Origin of the sequence: Mesorhizobium sp. LjRoot246 (assembly GCF_964254115.1) — a bacterium.
Classification (GTDB): domain Bacteria; phylum Pseudomonadota; class Alphaproteobacteria; order Rhizobiales; family Rhizobiaceae; genus Mesorhizobium.
The window spans coordinates 5,022,154-5,038,188 of record NZ_CAXUSN020000001.1; the positions used below are offsets into that span (position 1 = coordinate 5,022,154).

General features: G+C 63.0%; 13 protein-coding genes and 1 pseudogene. 8 read left to right on the plus strand and 6 right to left on the minus strand.

Features of this window, described 5'->3' with window-relative positions; genetic code table 11:
- Nucleotides 1-67 precede the first annotated feature (67 nt).
- Nucleotides 68-289 (plus strand): AbrB/MazE/SpoVT family DNA-binding domain-containing protein, encoded by a 222-nt coding sequence (locus ACSQ3L_RS24725; protein ID WP_436162287.1) that lies wholly within the window; start codon nucleotides 68-70, stop codon nucleotides 287-289.
- Complete coding sequence (locus tag ACSQ3L_RS24730) at nucleotides 286-675, plus strand: type II toxin-antitoxin system death-on-curing family toxin (RefSeq protein WP_436162288.1); 390 nt, start codon at nucleotides 286-288, stop codon at nucleotides 673-675. Before ACSQ3L_RS24725 ends, ACSQ3L_RS24730 begins: the two co-directional genes overlap by 4 nt.
- On the opposite strand, the gene greA is transcribed toward ACSQ3L_RS24730, so the two are convergent.
- Nucleotides 672-1,145: a transcription elongation factor GreA gene (greA, locus tag ACSQ3L_RS24735; RefSeq protein ID WP_436162289.1), complete on the minus strand. Its 474-nt coding sequence runs from the start codon at nucleotides 1,143-1,145 to the stop codon at nucleotides 672-674. The genes ACSQ3L_RS24730 and greA overlap by 4 nt on opposite strands.
- A 121-nt stretch (nucleotides 1,146-1,266) precedes the next feature.
- On the opposite strand from greA, the gene ACSQ3L_RS24740 reads away from it, so the two are divergent.
- The gene (locus tag ACSQ3L_RS24740) at nucleotides 1,267-2,643 is read left to right on the plus strand and encodes a TIGR03808 family TAT-translocated repetitive protein (RefSeq protein ID WP_436162290.1); all 1,377 of its coding nucleotides are present in this window, start codon (nucleotides 1,267-1,269) and stop codon (nucleotides 2,641-2,643) included.
- On the opposite strand, the gene ACSQ3L_RS24745 is transcribed toward ACSQ3L_RS24740, so the two are convergent.
- The gene (locus ACSQ3L_RS24745) at nucleotides 2,636-3,640 is read right to left on the minus strand and encodes an asparaginase (RefSeq protein WP_436162291.1); all 1,005 of its coding nucleotides are present in this window, start codon (nucleotides 3,638-3,640) and stop codon (nucleotides 2,636-2,638) included. The two genes, ACSQ3L_RS24740 and ACSQ3L_RS24745, sit on opposite strands and share 8 nt — an antisense overlap.
- Nucleotides 3,641-3,668: 28 nt before the next feature.
- The gene (locus tag ACSQ3L_RS24750; protein ID WP_436162292.1) at nucleotides 3,669-4,835 is read right to left on the minus strand and encodes an acetyl-CoA acetyltransferase; all 1,167 of its coding nucleotides are present in this window, start codon (nucleotides 4,833-4,835) and stop codon (nucleotides 3,669-3,671) included.
- Between the two features lie 200 nt (nucleotides 4,836-5,035).
- Between ACSQ3L_RS24750 and betI the strand changes: the two genes are divergently transcribed.
- From betI to betB, 5 genes and pseudogenes are all read left to right on the plus strand, one after another.
- Nucleotides 5,036-5,626, plus strand: a complete 591-nt coding sequence (betI, locus tag ACSQ3L_RS24755) for a choline-binding transcriptional repressor BetI (RefSeq protein WP_292182115.1) — start codon at nucleotides 5,036-5,038, stop codon at nucleotides 5,624-5,626.
- On the plus strand, nucleotides 5,623-7,152 hold the full coding sequence (gene betC / locus ACSQ3L_RS24760; protein WP_436162293.1) for a choline-sulfatase: 1,530 nt from the start codon (nucleotides 5,623-5,625) through the stop codon (nucleotides 7,150-7,152). The genes betI and betC overlap by 4 nt, the downstream gene beginning before the upstream one ends.
- Nucleotides 7,149-8,152, plus strand: a pseudogene (locus ACSQ3L_RS24765) (threonine/serine dehydratase). Before betC ends, ACSQ3L_RS24765 begins: the two are co-directional and overlap by 4 nt.
- Nucleotides 8,145-9,797, plus strand: coding sequence for a choline dehydrogenase (gene betA / locus ACSQ3L_RS24770; protein ID WP_436162294.1), 1,653 nt, complete (start codon nucleotides 8,145-8,147; stop codon nucleotides 9,795-9,797). Before ACSQ3L_RS24765 ends, betA begins: the two are co-directional and overlap by 8 nt.
- A gap of 57 nt (nucleotides 9,798-9,854) precedes the next feature.
- Nucleotides 9,855-11,318, plus strand: a complete 1,464-nt coding sequence (betB, locus tag ACSQ3L_RS24775) for a betaine-aldehyde dehydrogenase (RefSeq protein WP_436162295.1) — start codon at nucleotides 9,855-9,857, stop codon at nucleotides 11,316-11,318.
- 9 nt (nucleotides 11,319-11,327) lie between these two features.
- On the opposite strand, the gene ACSQ3L_RS24780 is transcribed toward betB, so the two are convergent.
- The 3 genes from ACSQ3L_RS24780 to ACSQ3L_RS24790 form a co-directional block, all read right to left on the minus strand.
- Entirely contained in the window at nucleotides 11,328-11,975 is a 648-nt protein-coding gene (locus ACSQ3L_RS24780; RefSeq protein ID WP_436162296.1) for a glutathione S-transferase family protein, read from the minus strand.
- Nucleotides 11,976-12,151: 176 nt separating this feature from the next.
- Nucleotides 12,152-14,389 carry a mannose-1-phosphate guanylyltransferase/mannose-6-phosphate isomerase gene (locus tag ACSQ3L_RS24785; RefSeq protein WP_436162297.1) on the minus strand — a complete coding sequence of 746 codons (2,238 nt, stop codon included), beginning with the start codon at nucleotides 14,387-14,389 and terminating at the stop codon, nucleotides 12,152-12,154.
- An 11-nt stretch (nucleotides 14,390-14,400) separates the two neighbouring features.
- A complete protein-coding gene (locus ACSQ3L_RS24790; RefSeq protein ID WP_436162298.1) occupies nucleotides 14,401-15,921 on the minus strand; it encodes a phosphomannomutase/phosphoglucomutase in 1,521 nt (506 codons plus the stop codon).
- Nucleotides 15,922-16,035 lie beyond the last annotated feature (114 nt).

The following is a 16,035-nucleotide window of genomic DNA, read 5'->3' on the forward strand; positions in this document are numbered from 1 at the left end:
GTTATAATACCTGTTGCAACAGAACCCCTGTCGAGTTATAATTGGCGTTGCAACAGGATGATCCATCATGAACACGACCATTCGCAAGATCGGCAATTCCGAAGGCGTGATCCTGCCTAAGGATCTGCTTGAGCGTCTGAACATGAAGACAGGTGATCAGCTTCAGATCGTCGAAACGGACAAGGGCATTGCCCTTGAGCCGGTGGACGACAGTTTCGAGCGGCAGATGGAAGCTGCTCGTAAGGTCATGGACAAATACAAGGTCGCACTCCAGAAGCTCGCCGAATGAGCTGGGAGTTTCTGTCACGTCGCGCGGTTGAGGCGATGCATGCCGAACAATTGCGCAGGCATGGTGGAGCGCAAGGTTTAAGAGATGAAAACGCTCTTGAATCAGCGCTCGCCCGTGCCGAGAACAAGGCCAATTACGAAGATCCTTCGGTCGAAGATCTGGCAGCCGCCTATGTCTTCGGCATTGCCAGAAATCATGCCTTTGTCGATGGCAACAAGCGCACGGCCATCGTGGCAGCCGGTGCATTTTTGATCGTGAACGGCCATGTCCTGACAGCCGACAACGGCACGCTCTACGAATTTGTCATGGCGGTCGCATCGGGAGAAATTGACGAAGCCGGAGCCACGGCCTTTTTCCGCGACCATGTCGTCAAGCTCGAGGATTAGCTGTCCGAGAGCTTGACGATTTCCCATTCCTTGCCGTTGACCACAGCCACGTCGCCGACCCTTTTGCCGAACAGGGCGACGGCCATCGGCGAAACATGCGAAATGCTACCCTTGGTGGGATCGGCTTCATCCTCGCCTACAATTTTCCAGTGCACCTTTCTGCCGTCGTCGCCCTCAAGCGTGACGCCCATGCCGAAACGCACCAGGTCACTGCCCGGCTCTGGCACAGAGAGCTCGGCGCTTTCACGCCGGGCGGTCCAGTAGCGCAGGTCGCGCGATACCACCGCGATACGCTCGCGGTCGGCCTTCCTCTCGGCCTTCGCCAATATGTCGCGCAGCTCGGCCAGATTGTCCCCGATCTGCGCCAGGCCACGCTCCGTCACCAGGTTACGGTGCTGACTGATCGGTCGCTCACCAACACCGGCAATGGCGTTTTCGCTGTCTTCCTCGCGCGTGAAAGCTCTGCTCATTCCTTGAACTTAGGCGCGGAGAGGCTGCTCGACAAGCCATTGTCGCTGCCCCGGAGAGGAGAGGCAGCCCGCCTGGCACGAATCCTGCGGTGCCTGGGGTGAACGCTGGGATTCTGTGCCAATGTTGAACAGACGAATGCTGCTGACCGGAACCGCCGGCTTTGCCATCGTGGGCCTTTCGCTTGGCAAGGCGGCAGCCGCAAGTCTAAGCGGCATCGAGAAAGCCTCGATGCGCGGCTCGATCAATGCCACCGAACTCGGTGTGCAGCCCGGCACCTTCGACGATCAGAGCAAGGCTTTCGCCAAGCTGCTGCGTGACGCACACGGCCGCGATATGCCAGTGTTCCTGCCGCCGGGCACCTATGTGGTGTCCAACCTCTCGCTGCCCGGTCGCGTGCGGCTTTCGGGCGTGCCGGGCGCAACGCGCATTGTTTATGGCGGCGACGGACACCTGTTCATGGCCGAACAGGCCGACCATATTGAACTCAGCGGGCTGGTCTTCGATGGTTCGAACCGCACGATGGGCGATTATACGCAAGGGCTGCTCGATCTGCGCCGTGTCGCGCACCTCGCCATCGACAATTGCCAGATAACCGGCAGCGGCAAGAACGGGGTGGCTCTGGAACGCGCGACGGGCCGGGTCGAGCGCTGCGAGATATCGGGCGCCGCCGATGCCGGCATCTATTCGGTCGAAGCCGGCGGGCTGGCGATATCAGGCAACACCGTCTCTGACTGCGCCAATGGCGGCATCCTCGTGCACCGTTGGCAGGCGGCGGAAGACGGCACCATGGTCACCGGCAACCGGATCGAACGGATCACGGCGCGGAGCGGCGGAACCGGGCAAAACGGCAACGGCATCAACGCCTTTCGCGCCGGCAATGTCGTCATCTCGGGCAATATCGTCTCGGATTGCGCGTTCTCGGCGATCCGCGCCAACAGCTCCAGCAATCTGCAGGTATCAGGCAACACCTGCTCGCGCTCGGGCGAAACGGCAGTCTATTCCGAATTCTCGTTCGAAGGCGCCATCATCAGCAACAACATCGTCGACGGTGCCGCCAACGGCATCTCGATCGTCAATTTCAACGAAGGCGGCCGCATGGGTGTCTGCTCGGGCAACATCGTGCGCAGTCTGTCGACCAGCGGCCCCTACCCTGCCGACTCGCCAGGATTTGGCGTCGGCATCGGCGTCGAAGCCGACACCACGGTTTCCAACAACGTCATCGAGAACGCGCCGCTCTACGGCATGCAGATCGGCTGGGGTCCCTACCTGCGCAATGTCGTCGCTACGGGCAACATCATCCGCAAGGCCGGAACCGGCATCGTCGTGTCCGTGGTCGAGGGTGCAGGCACGGCCGTCATTTCAGACAATGTCATCGATGGCGCGCTCAACGGTGCGGTTGTCGGCCAGCGCTGGGCCGAGCCTGCGACCGGCGATCTCGCTTCGTCAAACGATACCGGTTATCCGCATCTGACCGTCGAGCGCAATCACGTCAGCTGAGGGCTGCTGTCGGCCTCAGTGCCCCAACCTTGGCGCCGTTGCGGTTTTCGATGGGCGTGTTTGCCAGCTCGTTCAACCTTGCCGCCATGGCCTCGTCAGCGCGCAGCAATTTGGCAAGAACGGCGGCAACCATGGCTTCGCCGGCGCGGCCGGCGCCATCGTCGCATTTGAGTGCGATGCCGAGACCAAGTTCCGGAATTGCGGCACAGTGGACGCCCTCGGCGCCGCCTTTCGTGAAAATCCGCCCTGGTGCGGCTCCCATCGGCGCGACGTCTTCGCGGCCGCTGCCAGCAACGAAGAAGGGTTCTGCCATGCAGGCGGCCAGCAGACGCTTTGCGGCCTTGGCTCGCTCGGGGCCAAAACCATTTGTCGTGGCCATGCGGGCGAAGCCGAGCGCAAAACTCCTGAGCGGCACCGCATAGGTCGGGATCGAGCAACCATCGATGGCCCGCTCATCCGCGCCATGGACGGCGCCAGTCACCGCCTGCATGGCGTCGCGCACCATCTCCTGCAGGCCATGTCCCGGCTTGACATAGCCGCGATGCGTAATCCCTGCGTGGACGCATGTGCAGAGAAAGCCTGAATGCTTGCCGGAGCAATTGTTGTGCAATGCGTTCGGCGAACCGCCGGCGCGGGCGAGTGCAATCTCGGCGTCATGATTGGACGGCCAATGCGTGCCGCATTCGAGCGCCGATCCGTCCAGCCCGGCCTTGGCCAGCATGGATCGCGCCAGTTCGACGTGGGCCGGCTCACCCGAATGTGACGCACAGGCGAGGGCCAGTTCGCGGTTGCCGAAGCCATAGGCGTCGGCCGCGCCGCTCTCGACCAGCGGCAGTGCCTGGATCGCCTTGACCGCCGAGCGCGGGAACACCGGCTTCGAGGTGTCGCCGATTTCCCAGACCGGCTTACCGTCGGCATCGAAGACCGCAACCGCGCCACGATGTGCGCTCTCGACGATCGCTCCGCGCAAGACTTCGATCAGAACCGGATTTGTCATGGCTACCCCGTAAAAATACGGGCTGCTTCTACCTGATCCGATCCAATATTGAAACGTAGTTGGCGACCGCCGCACCGCCCATATTGAAGATGCCGCCGAGTTTTGCGCCCGGCACCTGGATGCCGCCTGCCTCGCCGACAAGCTGCATGGCAGTCAAGACATGCATCGATACGCCCGTGGCGCCGATCGGATGGCCCTTGGCCTTCAGCCCGCCTGAGGGATTGACCGGCAGGCGGCCATCCTTGGCCGTTGTACCGTCCAGCGCCAGCTTGGCGCCCTCTCCCGGCTTGGCCAGGCCCATGGCCTCATATTCGATCAGCTCGGCTATGGTGAAGCAGTCATGCGTCTCGACGAAGGAGAGATCGTCGAGCGTCACGCCGGCGTTCTTCAGCGCCCGGGTCCAGGCCTGCTCGCAGCCTTCGAAGGTGAGGATGTCGCGCTTCGACATCGGCAGGAAATCCTGCACATGCTCGTTGGCGCGGAAGGCAACGGCGCGACGCATCTTCAATGCCGTCGCGGTATCGGCGAGGATAAGGGCGGCGGCGCCGTCGGAGACCAGCGAGCAGTCGGTGCGCTTCAGCGGACCGGCGACGAAGGGGTTCTTCTCGCTCTCCTGGCGGCAGAACTCATAGCCGAAATCCTTGCGCATCTGCGCATAGGGGTTGTCGACACCGTTCTTGTGGTTCTTGGCGGCGATCATCGCCAGCGCATCCGACTGGTCGCCATAGCGCTGGAAATAGGCCTGCGCGATCTTGCCGAAGACGCCGGCGAAACCCGCCGGCGTCTCGCCATCCTCGGGCAGATAGGACGCCTTGAGAAGGTTCTTGCCGATCTCCGGCCCGGGCGTGGTCGTCATCTGCTCCGCACCGACCACCAGCACGATGCGGGCGGCATTGGCCTCGATGGCACGGATGCCTTGGCGGACCGCCGCCGATCCGGTGGCACAAGCGTTCTCGACGCGCGTCGCCGGCTTGAAGCGCAGCCGGTCGTCGGCCTGAAGCACCAGGCTGGCGGTGAAATCCTGCGCCGAAAAGCCGGCGTTGAAATGGCCGAGCACGATTTCGTCGACTTCGTCCGGGCCGATGCCAGCATGGTCGAGCGCGTCCGTTGCCACCTTGACGATGAGGTTTTCGAGCGTTTCGCCCTCAAGCTTGCCGAAGCGCGAATGCGCCCAGCCAACGATGCATGCGGTCATGGCGGTCTCCATCCTTGGCGCCAGCCTAGCATATGGGCTCATGGCGCAGTTCGCCTTTATTGTTCAAATATAAACAATCCTGCCCGCTTCGTGAAGGGCTGAAGCTAGACAATCGCTTGGTGCAGACGAAGCCGGTGCCGATTTTTTTGTTGATTGACCCGTCAATAAAAAATAATCCTGTTCGAAAGGATCATTGCGAGATGCCGAAAATCGGAATGGAACCGCTGCGCCGCAAGGCGCTCATCGACGCGACGATCTCGGCGATCGGCGAGCGCGGCTCGCTCGACGTGACCATGTCCGAGATCGCCGGGCGCGCCGGCGTTTCGTCGGCTCTTGCCCATCACTATTTCGGCGCCAAGGACGAATTGCTGCTGGCGACGATGCGGCACATCCTGGCCGAGCTTACCGCCGATACGTTGCGCGCCCTTGGTTCGGCCGGTACCGCGCGGCAACGCGTCTCGGCCGTGGTTGCCGTCAACTTCTCCGACATCCAGTTCCAGCCGGAAACCATTGCCGCCTGGCTTGCCTTCTATGTCGAGGCCCAGAAATCCTCGGCCTTGCGCCGGCTGCTCAGGGTCTACGCGCGGCGGCTGCATTCGAACCTGATGAGCGGGCTGACCGGCATCTTGCCCAGAGCCGAAGCCGACCGCGTCGCAGAAGCGACGGCGGCAATGATCGACGGGCTCTACATCAGGCGCGCACTGAAGGACGGCGTGCCCGACGCCGCGACCGCGATCGCGCTGGTCGAGGACTATCTCGAAACCAAACTCGGTGAGCGGCGCAAACAGTGACAACGAAGCGACCCAATTTCCTGATCGTCATGGTCGACCAGCTCAACGGAACCCTGTTTCCGGACGGGCCGGCGGAGTTTCTGCACACACCGCATCTGAAAGCGTTGGCCGCGCGTTCGGCGCGCTTTGCCAACAACTACACGGCGTCGCCGCTCTGCGCGCCGGGCCGTGCTTCTTTCATGAGCGGCCAGTTGCCGTCGCGCACCGGCGTCTATGACAACGCCGCCGAATTCGCCTCATCGATCCCGACCTTCGCCCACCATCTGCGCGCCGCCGGCTATTACACCTGCCTGTCGGGCAAGATGCATTTCGTCGGGCCGGATCAGCTGCACGGTTTCGAAGAGCGCTTGACCACCGACATCTATCCGGCCGATTTCGGCTGGACGCCGGACTACCGCAAGCCCGGCGAGCGCATCGACTGGTGGTACCACAATCTGGGTTCGGTCGCCGGCGCCGGTGTCGCCGAGACCACCAACCAGATGGAGTATGACGACGAGGTTGTGTTCCTGGCCACGCAAAAGCTCTATCAGCTTTCGCGCGAACAAGACGATGCGAGCCATCGGCCGTGGTGCCTCACTGTCTCGCTGTCGCACCCGCACGATCCCTATGTCGCGCGCAAACAATATTGGGATCTCTATGAGAATTGCCAGGCGCTGGACCCGGAAACCAGGTTCATCGCGCATGACGAGCAGGACCCGCATTCGCAGCGGCTGTACCACGCCAGCGACTACCCCTCTTTCGAGATCACGCCGGAACAAGTGCGCCGTTCGCGACAGGGCTATTTCGCCAACATCTCCTATGTCGACGACAAGCTTGGCGAGATCCTGGACGTTCTCGAGCGCACCCGCATGGCCGACGACACAATCATCCTGTTCTGCTCGGACCATGGCGACATGCTCGGCGAGCGCGGCCTGTGGTTCAAGATGAGCTTCTTCGAGGGTTCGGCGCGGGTGCCGCTGATGATTGCCGGCAAGGGTGTTCGCGCCGGACGGATCGAGACGCCGGTCTCCAATCTCGACGTGGCGCCGACGCTTTGCGACCTCGCCGGCATCGACATCGCTGCGATCGCGCCGTGGACCGACGGCCAGTCGCTACTGCCGCTCACCGAAGGCATCAAGCGCGCCGCGCCGGTGTTGATGGAGTATGCCGCCGAAGGGTCCAACGCGCCCTTGGTGGCAATCCGCGACGGCAGATACAAATTCGTCCATTGCGAGCTCGATCCGCCTCAACTGTTCGATCTCGAAACCGATCCGCTCGAGCGAGACAATCTGGCTGGCGATCCCGCCAATGCGGACTTGGTGGCGGCATTCATGGAAAAGGTCCGGGGGCGCTGGGACATGGCCGGCTTCGATGCCGCTGTCCGCGAAAGCCAGGCGCGCCGCTGGGTCGTCTATCCGGCGCTGCGCAACGGCGCCTATTACCCCTGGGATTTCCAGCCCCTGCAAAAAGCGTCCGAGCGCTACATGCGCAACCACATGAACCTCGACAATCTCGAAGAGAGCAAACGGTATCCGCGAGGCGAATGATGTCAGATCTTTTCGTGCCCACCCTCGACCATCTCAAGCAGGCCTACGCCGTCACCTCCAAGGCGACGCAGATTACGCCGCTGCTGGAATCGGCGGCACTGGCCCGAGAGACGGGAGCAGCCCGCGTCTTCATCAAGCCGGAATCGCTGCAATGGGCTGGATCGTTCAAGGTGCGTGGCGCCTATTGGCGGCTGAAGCAGCTTTCGGCCGACGAGGCCAGGAAAGGCGTCGTCGCTTATTCCTCCGGCAATTTCGCGCAAGGGCTGGCGGCCGCCGGCCAGGCGCTTGGCATTCCCGTCACCATCGTCATGCCGATCGATGCACCGGCTGCCAAGCGCGACGCAACGGCGGGCTACGGCGCCCGCGTCGTGCTGACCGACCATGGCGAGCGCGCGCGGGAGGAAGTCGCCGCCGCCAAGGCGCGTGAGATCGCCGAGACGGAAGGTCTGGCCCTGCTGCATCCATTCGACGATTCGGAGATCGTAGCCGGCCAGGCGGGCGCCGGCCTCGAAGCGCTCGACCAGCTTGCCGCCAAGGACGCCAGCGCTGACCTTCTGTTCTGTTCGGTTGGTGGCGGTGGGTTGATCGGCGGCGTTTCGCTTGCTTTCCACTATCTGTCGCCGGCCACCGAGATCATCGGCGTCGAGCCGGAAGGTTTCAACGGCATGGGCTCATCGCTCGCACATGGCAGCATCGAGACGATGCCGATCGCGCCGAAATCGATCTGCGACGGGCTGATGTCGCGACGGCGGGCGACGCGCCGTTTGCCGCGGTCAAGACCGCGGGCGTTCGCGGCATCACCGTCGACGATCAATCGGTGCGTAGCGCCATGCGGATCGCTTTCGAGCGGATGAAGCTGGTGCTCGAACCGTCGGGTGCTGCGTCGCTCGCCGCACTGCTCGGCGGCAAGGTGGATGTGAAGGACAAAACCGTCCTTGTTGTGGCTACCGGCGGCAATGTCTCGCTCGCCGATTTTATGGCGCATATGAACCATGCTTGAAGCAGATTTCGTCATCATCGGCTCCGGCTCGGCCGGCTCTGCCATGGCCTACCGGCTGTCGGAGGACGGCAAGCATTCGGTCATCGTCATCGAGTTCGGCGGCACCGATATCGGGCCGCTGATCCAGATGCCTTCGGCGCTGTCGATCCCACTCAACATGAGCCTCTATGACTGGGGCTTTGCAAGCGAGCCGGAACCGCATCTCGGCGGCCGCGTGCTGGCGACGCCGCGCGGCAAGGTGATCGGTGGCTCGTCCTCGATCAACGGCATGGTCTATGTGCGCGGCCACGCCCGCGACTTCGATCATTGGGCCGAAGAGGGTGCGGCCGGCTGGGGCTTCGCCGACGTGCTGCCCTATTTCAAGCGCATGGAAGACTCGAACGGTGGCGAGGATGGTTGGCGTGGCAAAAGTGGTCCGCTGCATGTGCAGCGTGGCTCGCGGCGCAATCCGCTTTACGGTGCCTTCGTCGAGGCCGGCCGCCAGGCCGGGTTCGAGCTGACCGACGACTATAACGGTTCCAAGCAGGAGGGGTTTGGGCCGATGGAGCAGACCATTAGCGGCGGCCGCCGCTGGTCGGCGGCATCGGCCTATCTGAAGCCGGCACTCGGGCGCAAAAATGTGAGTCTGGTCAAGGGCTTTGCGCGGCGGGTGATCATCGAGAATCAACGCGCCATCGGCGTCGAGATCGAAGCTCACAAACAGATTCAGGTCGTTAAGGCACGACGTGAGGTTATCGTCGCCGCATCGTCGATCAATTCACCCAAGATCCTGATGCTCTCCGGCATCGGCCCGGCCGAGCATTTGCGCGAAAACGGCATTCCGGTGGTGGCCGACCGGCCCGGTGTCGGCCGCAATCTGCAAGACCATATGGAACTCTACATCCAGCAGGAATCGACACAGCCGATCACGCTCAATTCGGTGCTGAACCCGTTTTCGAAAGCGCTCATCGGTGCGCAATGGCTGTTCTTCAAGACTGGCCTAGGCTCCACCAACCACTTCGAGGCGGCGGCCTTCGTGCGCTCGCGAGCCGGCGTCGACTACCCCGACATCCAGTACCATTTCATCCCGGCAGCAGTCCGCTACGACGGCAAGGCGGCGGCGAAGTCGCACGGCTTCCAGGCGCATGTCGGACCGATGCGCTCGAAGTCGCGCGGCTCGGTGACGCTGCGTTCGCCGGATCCGAAATCGAAGCCGGTGATCCGCTTCAACTACATGTCGCATCCGGACGATTGGGCGGAGTTCCGCCACTGCATCCGGCTGACGCGCGAAATCTTCGGCCAATCGGCATTCGACCCCTATCGGGGACAGGAAATTTCGCCCGGCAGCCAGGTGCAGTCGGACGATGATCTCGACGTCTTCATTCGCGACCACGCCGAGAGCGCCTACCATCCTTGCGGCACCTGCAAGATGGGCCGCGCCGACGACATGATGAGCGTCGTCGATCCGGAATGCCGAGTCATCGGCGTCGACGGCTTGCGGGTCGCCGATTCCTCGATCTTCCCGCGCGTCACCAACGGCAACCTCAATGCGCCGTCGATCATGACCGGCGAGAAGGCATCCGACCACATCCTTGGCCGCACGCCGCTGGCGCCGTCCAACCAGGAACCATGGATCAATCCGCGCTGGCAGGCCTCCGACAGATAGAGCATTATCGTGTGACTGCACGATCCGCATGCCGCGAAAGACAATCTGGAGACTTCCATGCGCGCTCAGCCCACGGCATCGCACTATGTCAACGGACGCTACATCGAAGACGAAGGCGGCGCGCCGCTGCCGGTCATCTATCCGGCAACCGGCGAGACCATCGCCATGCTGCGTTCGGCGACGCCGAACGTGCTGGAACTCGCCGTCGAGGCAGCGCGGGCGGCACAGCCCGCCTGGGCGCGGCTGAAGCCGGTCGAGCGCGGGCGCATCCTGCGCCGCGCCGCCGACATATTGCGCGCCCGCAACGCCGACCTCGCCCGCATCGAGACGCTTGATACCGGCAAGGCGATCCAGGAGACGCTTGTAGCGGATGCGCCGTCGGCTGCGGACTGCCTTGAATATTTCGGCGGTGCGGTCGCCGCCTACAATGGCGAGTCGGTCGATCTCGGCGGGTCCTTCGCCTACACAAGGCGCGAGGCGCTCGGTGTCTGTGTCGGCATCGGCGCGTGGAATTACCCGATCCAGATCGCCGGCTGGAAATCGGCACCGGCGCTCGCCATGGGCAATGCCATGGTGTTCAAGCCGTCGGAGAACACGCCGCTTTCGGCACTGGCGCTGGCCGAGATCTACAGCGAGGCCGGCCTGCCCGATGGGCTGTTCAACGTGGTGCAGGGCTATGGCGATGTCGGCGCCGGCCTTGTCGGCCACGATGTCGTCGCCAAGGTTTCGGTGACCGGCTCGGTGCCAACCGGTCGCAAGGTGCTGTCGCTCGCCGGTTCGAAGATGAAGCACGCGACGATGGAGCTCGGCGGCAAGTCGCCGCTGATCGTGTTCGACGATGCCGACATCGAGAACGCCATTGGCGGCGCCATGCTCGGCAATTTCTATTCGACCGGCCAGATCTGCTCCAACGGCACACGCGTCTTCGTGCAGAGCGGTATCCATGACCGCTTCGTCGAACGGCTGGTCGAGCGGACGAAAAAAATCCGCATCGGCGATCCGCTCGACCCCGAAACCCAGATGGGGCCGCTGGTGTCGAAAGCGCAGCACGACAAGGTCGTCGGCTATATCGAAATCGGCAAGCAGGATGGCGCCGTTCTCGCCTGCGGCGGCAATTTGCCCTCACTGCAGGGTTTTCAGGGTGGTTTTTTCGTCGAGCCGACGGTGTTCACCGGGGTCACCGACGCCATGCGCATCGCGCGCGAGGAGATCTTCGGGCCTGTCATGAGCGTGCTGAAGTTCGACGGCGAGGACGAGGTGATCGACCGCGCCAACGACACTGAATTCGGCCTTGCTGCCGGCGTCTTCACGCGCGACCTGCCGCGCGCCCACCGGGTCATCGCCGAGCTGCAAGCCGGCACCTGCTGGATCAATGCCTACAATCTGACGCCGGTGGAAATCCCGTTCGGCGGCTTCAAGCAGTCAGGCATTGGCCGCGAGAACTCGCTGGCGGCGCTGGCGCTCTATTCGCAGCTGAAGTCGGTCTATGTCGAGACCGGGGATGTGGCGAGCCCTTACTAGCTCGTAGGCTCATAAGCGCTCGGGGGCGTTGATCGCAAATTGCGCCGCGAAAGCCCTGATATAAGCGGGCCTAGCTTCCCCGCGAGCAACATAGTCAGCCAAGTTCTGATACTCGTCCAAAATGCCTGACATTCTTAGTCGCAGCAGCACCGATACCATCAACAAATCGCCCGCGCTGAATTCACCATCGAGCCAGTCGGCGACGCCTAAGCGAGCAGAGAGTTTGTCGAGACAAGCGCGAACACGGTCCTTTACCAACGGCAAGCGCTCCTCGCTCCAAGGGTTGTCAGCTTCGAATATTCTTGCCGTCGTCAATTCAAGGATCGGCAGCTCGACAGTGTTGAGTGCGGCAAACATCCACGTGATCGCGCGCGCACGCGCATTGCGATCCCCAGGCAGCAGGCCCGCATGCTGCTCAGCAAGATGAAAGACGATCGAGCCGGTCTCGAACAGCGAGAGAGAACCTTCCTCATAGGTAGGGATTTGGCCGAAGGGATGGATGGCCAGATGGTCAGGCGCCTTCATATTCGCGAAGGAAACAAGACGAACCTCATAAGGCTGCCCCACTTCTTCGAGCGCCCAGCGAACGCGCGTATCGCGCGCCAGTCCCTTGCCGCCATCGGGCGATCGTTCAAATGCCGTGATGGTGATTGTCATCGCATCCGTTTCCTTGCTTGGGTTCTTCGGCTTCCTATCGTGAAGACGAATGAGCCTCCCGGAAATCGACATCGGTCCTGAACTATTTTCATCGATGGGTACAGATCGCGAATGCCCACTTCCGATCAAAAGTCGTGATGGCGCGAGTGGCCAATTCCGCAAGGCCGCGTAGGGCCTCACGCCTTCTCCGCCGTGCTGTCCAGATACTGAGTCAGCGCACAGACCAGATGATAGAAGATGCTGGCCGGCACGTCCGATGCCAGCGAGCGGCCGCGCTCGTCGATGCGGTCGATCCACAGGCCGAGCGGCGCCGGGTCGATGTGCCAGCGGAACAGCCGGCCGACGCGCGCTTCGATCTCGGGCTTGAGATCGGGGCCGCCCGAACCGTCGAGTGCGATCGCCGCCTTTACTGCTTCCGCCTGCGGCCAGCTGCGCGATGTCAGCTCGAGCGGCAAGCCCTGCCGCGAGACAGCGCCATAGGCAAGGCCGGTGGCACGGTTGAGGCCATTGGCAATCGCCGAGGCGTAGAGTTTCCTGGCGAAGCCGCTCAACTCGGCCTGGCCGCTGCGTCCGGCGAAATCGACCAGCAGCGAAGCCCATTCGAAATGGTGGCCGGGCTCGGTCCACGAGCCCTTGTCGCCGGCGGATGGCTTCCATTCGGCATCGAAATACTCGCCAAGCGTCCAGCTTTCCGGATCGAAGAAATGACTGCGGAAGAGGTCGATGATGCGCGCCGCGCGGCGCAAATGGGCGCGCTCGCCGGTCGCCTGATACCAGGCAAGAAACGCCTCGAGCAGGTGCATATGCGGGTTGGAGCGACGCTCGCCCTCCCCGTCCGACGTTTCGAGGAAGCCGGTCATGCGGCTATCCTCGAGATGCGCGTCGAGAAAGGCGAAGGTTTCCTCGCCGAGACGCAAGGCGTCGGGATTGCCCGACATATGCGCATGCGCCAGCGCCAGGAGCACGCAGGAATGATCGTAGGCGTCCTCGGTGGCGTCGGCGACCGAACCGTCGACATTCAGCGTGCGAACCCAGCCGCCTTTGTCGGTGCGGCCCTTCCCGGCCATGAACGCGATGCCATGGCTGATCAGCCGGTCGGCCGGACCGTCCCAACCGCGCGCCCCGGCGACGGCGAAGGCATAGACCTGCCTGGCCATGGTGCGCATGCGCTTGGGCTTCATCAACGGCGAGGCGTCCAGGCCGAGCGCCTCATGAAACCCACCGTGACGCTCGTCGACGCCCGATGTCGACCACAGCGGCAAGGTCTCCTGAAACAGCCAGTGATGCACGCGCCGGCGCCATGCGCCGCTTTCGATGACACGGTCATGCGCCGGCGTGAACCGGGTCTCCAGCCGGCCCGATTTTTCAAGCTGCTCGACGATTTTCTTGACGTGCTGGCTGTGGCTGACCGGGGCGACGAAGGTGGCGTCCGCTGTCGAGACGATGGCGACGTCCTTCATGCCGATCGCCGACAGCAGGCGACCGTCACTGCGGATGTAGGAGTTTTCGCAGTCGATGGCGACGACATCGCCGATGATGACATTGCCCTGATCGTCGGCTGGACCGACATCGAGCAGCGACTGCCACGAGCCGAGATCGTTCCAGCGGAAGCCCGCCGGCACCATGGCAATGTCTTTCGCCCGCTCCATGATGGCGTAGTCGATCGAGTTCGACGGGATGGCGGTGTAGAGCTCAAGCGGCATATAGAGACCGGACAGATCCGATGTCGCAGCCTTGTAGGCTGTTTCGGTGGCCTGCCAGATATCGGGCTGGAAAGCCGCGAAGGCGTCGCGCATGGCGCCGGCGCGAAAGAGGAAGATACCGGTGTTCCAGTAGAAATTTCCGTCCTCAAGATAATTTTGCGCAGTGGCAAGGTCCGGCTTTTCGACAAAGCGTGAGACATCGAAGGTGCCGCCGCTTTCGGCTGCGACCTCGATATAGCCGTAGCCGGTCTCGGGTTGCGTCGGCTTTATGCCGAACACCACCAGCCGGCCGGTGCGGGCGGCCTCGGTGCCGGCTTCGACGCTCTGCCAGAATTGGCGCGGCGTTGATATCTCATGGTCTGACGGCACCACCAGCACCAGGCTGTCGCCGAACTCGGACAGTGTGCGCAGTGTCGCCAGTGCGACGGCGGCGGCGGTGTTGCGCCCTGCCGGCTCGAACAGCGGACCGCCGCCGGCGAGATCGAGGCCGGCCAGATCGGCGTGGACACGATCGGCGTGACGCTCCGCGGCGATCAGGAAGATCGGCGTTTCGCCTTCCGGCCGCGCGGTCAGCCGGCGCAAGGTCTTGGCCAGCATCGAGCCGTCGCCCGACAGATCGTGGAACTGCTTGGGATTGTCCTCCCGCGACAGCGGCCACAACCGCGAGCCGACGCCGCCGCTCATGACAAAACTGACAATCCGCTCGGTCATTCGGTTACCATTCAAAAGGTCTGGTTGTAGGCGCCCACTTCCGGGCTGCGGCGCAGTACGGCGTCGACGGCCTCGAACATCTGCCGGCGGCGCTGCGACGACACCGGGCTTTCGACGACGACCACCAGTTCCGGCTTGTTGGATGAAGCGCGCACCAGCCCCCAGGTGCCGTCCTCGGCGACAACGCGAACGCCGTTGACGGTGATGAGGTCTGCAATCTTCTGCCCAGCGAAAACCACTCCATCCCGCTTCATGGCCTGAAAGTCGACAACCACCCGCTCGACCACGCCATATTTCATGTCGTCCGCGCAGTGTGGCGACATGGTCGGCGTGCCGAAAGTCAGCGGCAGCGCGCGGTAGAGATCGGCCATCGACCTGCCGGGACTGCGATCCAGCATCTGGCAGATGGCGATGGCGGTGACCAGCCCATCGTCGTAACCACGGCCGATCGGCGGGTTGAAGAAGAAATGGCCAGACTTCTCGAAACCGGCGACGGCGCCAAGTTCGGCGACGCGGCGCTTGATGTAGGAGTGGCCGGTCTTCCAGTAATCGGTGACGGCGCCGTTAGCCCGCAGCACGCTGTCGGTATTGAACAGGCCGGTCGACTTGACGTCGACGACAAAGGTCGAGCCCGGGTGCCGGCTGGAAATATCCCGTGCCAGCATCACGCCGACCTTGTCGGCAAAAATCTCATTGCCTTCATTGTCGACGACACCGCAGCGGTCGCCATCGCCGTCGAAGCCAAGTCCGACATCGGCTCCGGTCTCCAGCACCTTGTCCCTGATGGCATGCAGCATCTGCATGTCCTCTGGATTGGGATTGTAGCGCGGGAAAGTGTGATCGAGTTCGACATCGAGGGGTATGACCTCGCAGCCGATGCGCCGCAGCGCCTCCGGGGCGAAGGCGCCGGCAGTGCCATTGCCGCAGGCCGCGACCACTTTCAGCTTTCGCGTGATGCGCTTGTCGCCGGTTAGATCGTCGAGATAGGTCGCGCGGAAATCACGCACGAAATCATAAGAGCCGCCGCCGACAAGGTCAAAATCGCCGGCCAGCACGATCGTCTTCAGCGCGCTCATCTCTTCCGGGCCGAAGGTCAGCGGCCGCGCCGCGCCCATCTTGACGCCGGTCCAGCCGTTCTCGTTATGCGAAGCGGTGACCATGGCGACCGAGGAAGTATCCAAAGCGAACTGAGCGAAATAGGCCATCGGCGACAACGCCAGGCCGATGTCCCTGACGCGCGCACCGGCAGCCATCAGGCCGGACACCAGCGCCAGCTTGATCGACAGCGAATAGGAGCGAAAATCATGTCCGGTGACGATATCGGGACCGGTGCCGAGACGGCGAATCAGCGTGCCAAGCCCCATGCCGAGCGCCTGGACGCCGATCAGATTGAGTTCCGGTCGTTGCGCGGAGCCGGGATGGCCAAACCACCAGCGCGCATCGTATTCGCGAAAGCCGGACGCCTTGATCAGCGCTTCGGTTTCGAATTCGAAACTGTTGGGCCGGGCGTCGCCAACGATCCTGAGGGGCAAGACTGGAAAACTCCGAGCGGCGGAAAATAAGGTTGTCGAGGGCTGCGGCTTAGCACACAAGGCTTTAAGCCACGTTTATTCCGAACCGAAATCCGAGCGTTGCGGAAATGCCTG

Bases quoted from the DNA above. Each gene is read 5' to 3' on its own strand.
- ACSQ3L_RS24785 (WP_436162297.1), bottom strand. From the start codon at position 14,389: ATGACCGAGCGGATTGTCAGTTTTGTCATGAGCGGCGGCGTCGGCTCG.
- betB (WP_436162295.1), top strand. From the start codon at position 9,855: ATGCGCGCTCAGCCCACGGCATCGCACTATGTCAACGGACGCTACATC.
- betA (WP_436162294.1), top strand. From the start codon at position 8,145: ATGCTTGAAGCAGATTTCGTCATCATCGGCTCCGGCTCGGCCGGCTCT.
- betI (WP_292182115.1), top strand. From the start codon at position 5,036: ATGCCGAAAATCGGAATGGAACCGCTGCGCCGCAAGGCGCTCATCGAC.
- ACSQ3L_RS24725 (WP_436162287.1), top strand. From the start codon at position 68: ATGAACACGACCATTCGCAAGATCGGCAATTCCGAAGGCGTGATCCTG.
- ACSQ3L_RS24740 (WP_436162290.1), top strand. From the start codon at position 1,267: ATGTTGAACAGACGAATGCTGCTGACCGGAACCGCCGGCTTTGCCATC.
- ACSQ3L_RS24750 (WP_436162292.1), bottom strand. From the start codon at position 4,835: ATGACCGCATGCATCGTTGGCTGGGCGCATTCGCGCTTCGGCAAGCTT.
- greA (WP_436162289.1), bottom strand. From the start codon at position 1,145: ATGAGCAGAGCTTTCACGCGCGAGGAAGACAGCGAAAACGCCATTGCC.
- ACSQ3L_RS24730 (WP_436162288.1), top strand. From the start codon at position 286: ATGAGCTGGGAGTTTCTGTCACGTCGCGCGGTTGAGGCGATGCATGCC.
- ACSQ3L_RS24780 (WP_436162296.1), bottom strand. From the start codon at position 11,975: ATGACAATCACCATCACGGCATTTGAACGATCGCCCGATGGCGGCAAG.
- ACSQ3L_RS24745 (WP_436162291.1), bottom strand. From the start codon at position 3,640: ATGACAAATCCGGTTCTGATCGAAGTCTTGCGCGGAGCGATCGTCGAG.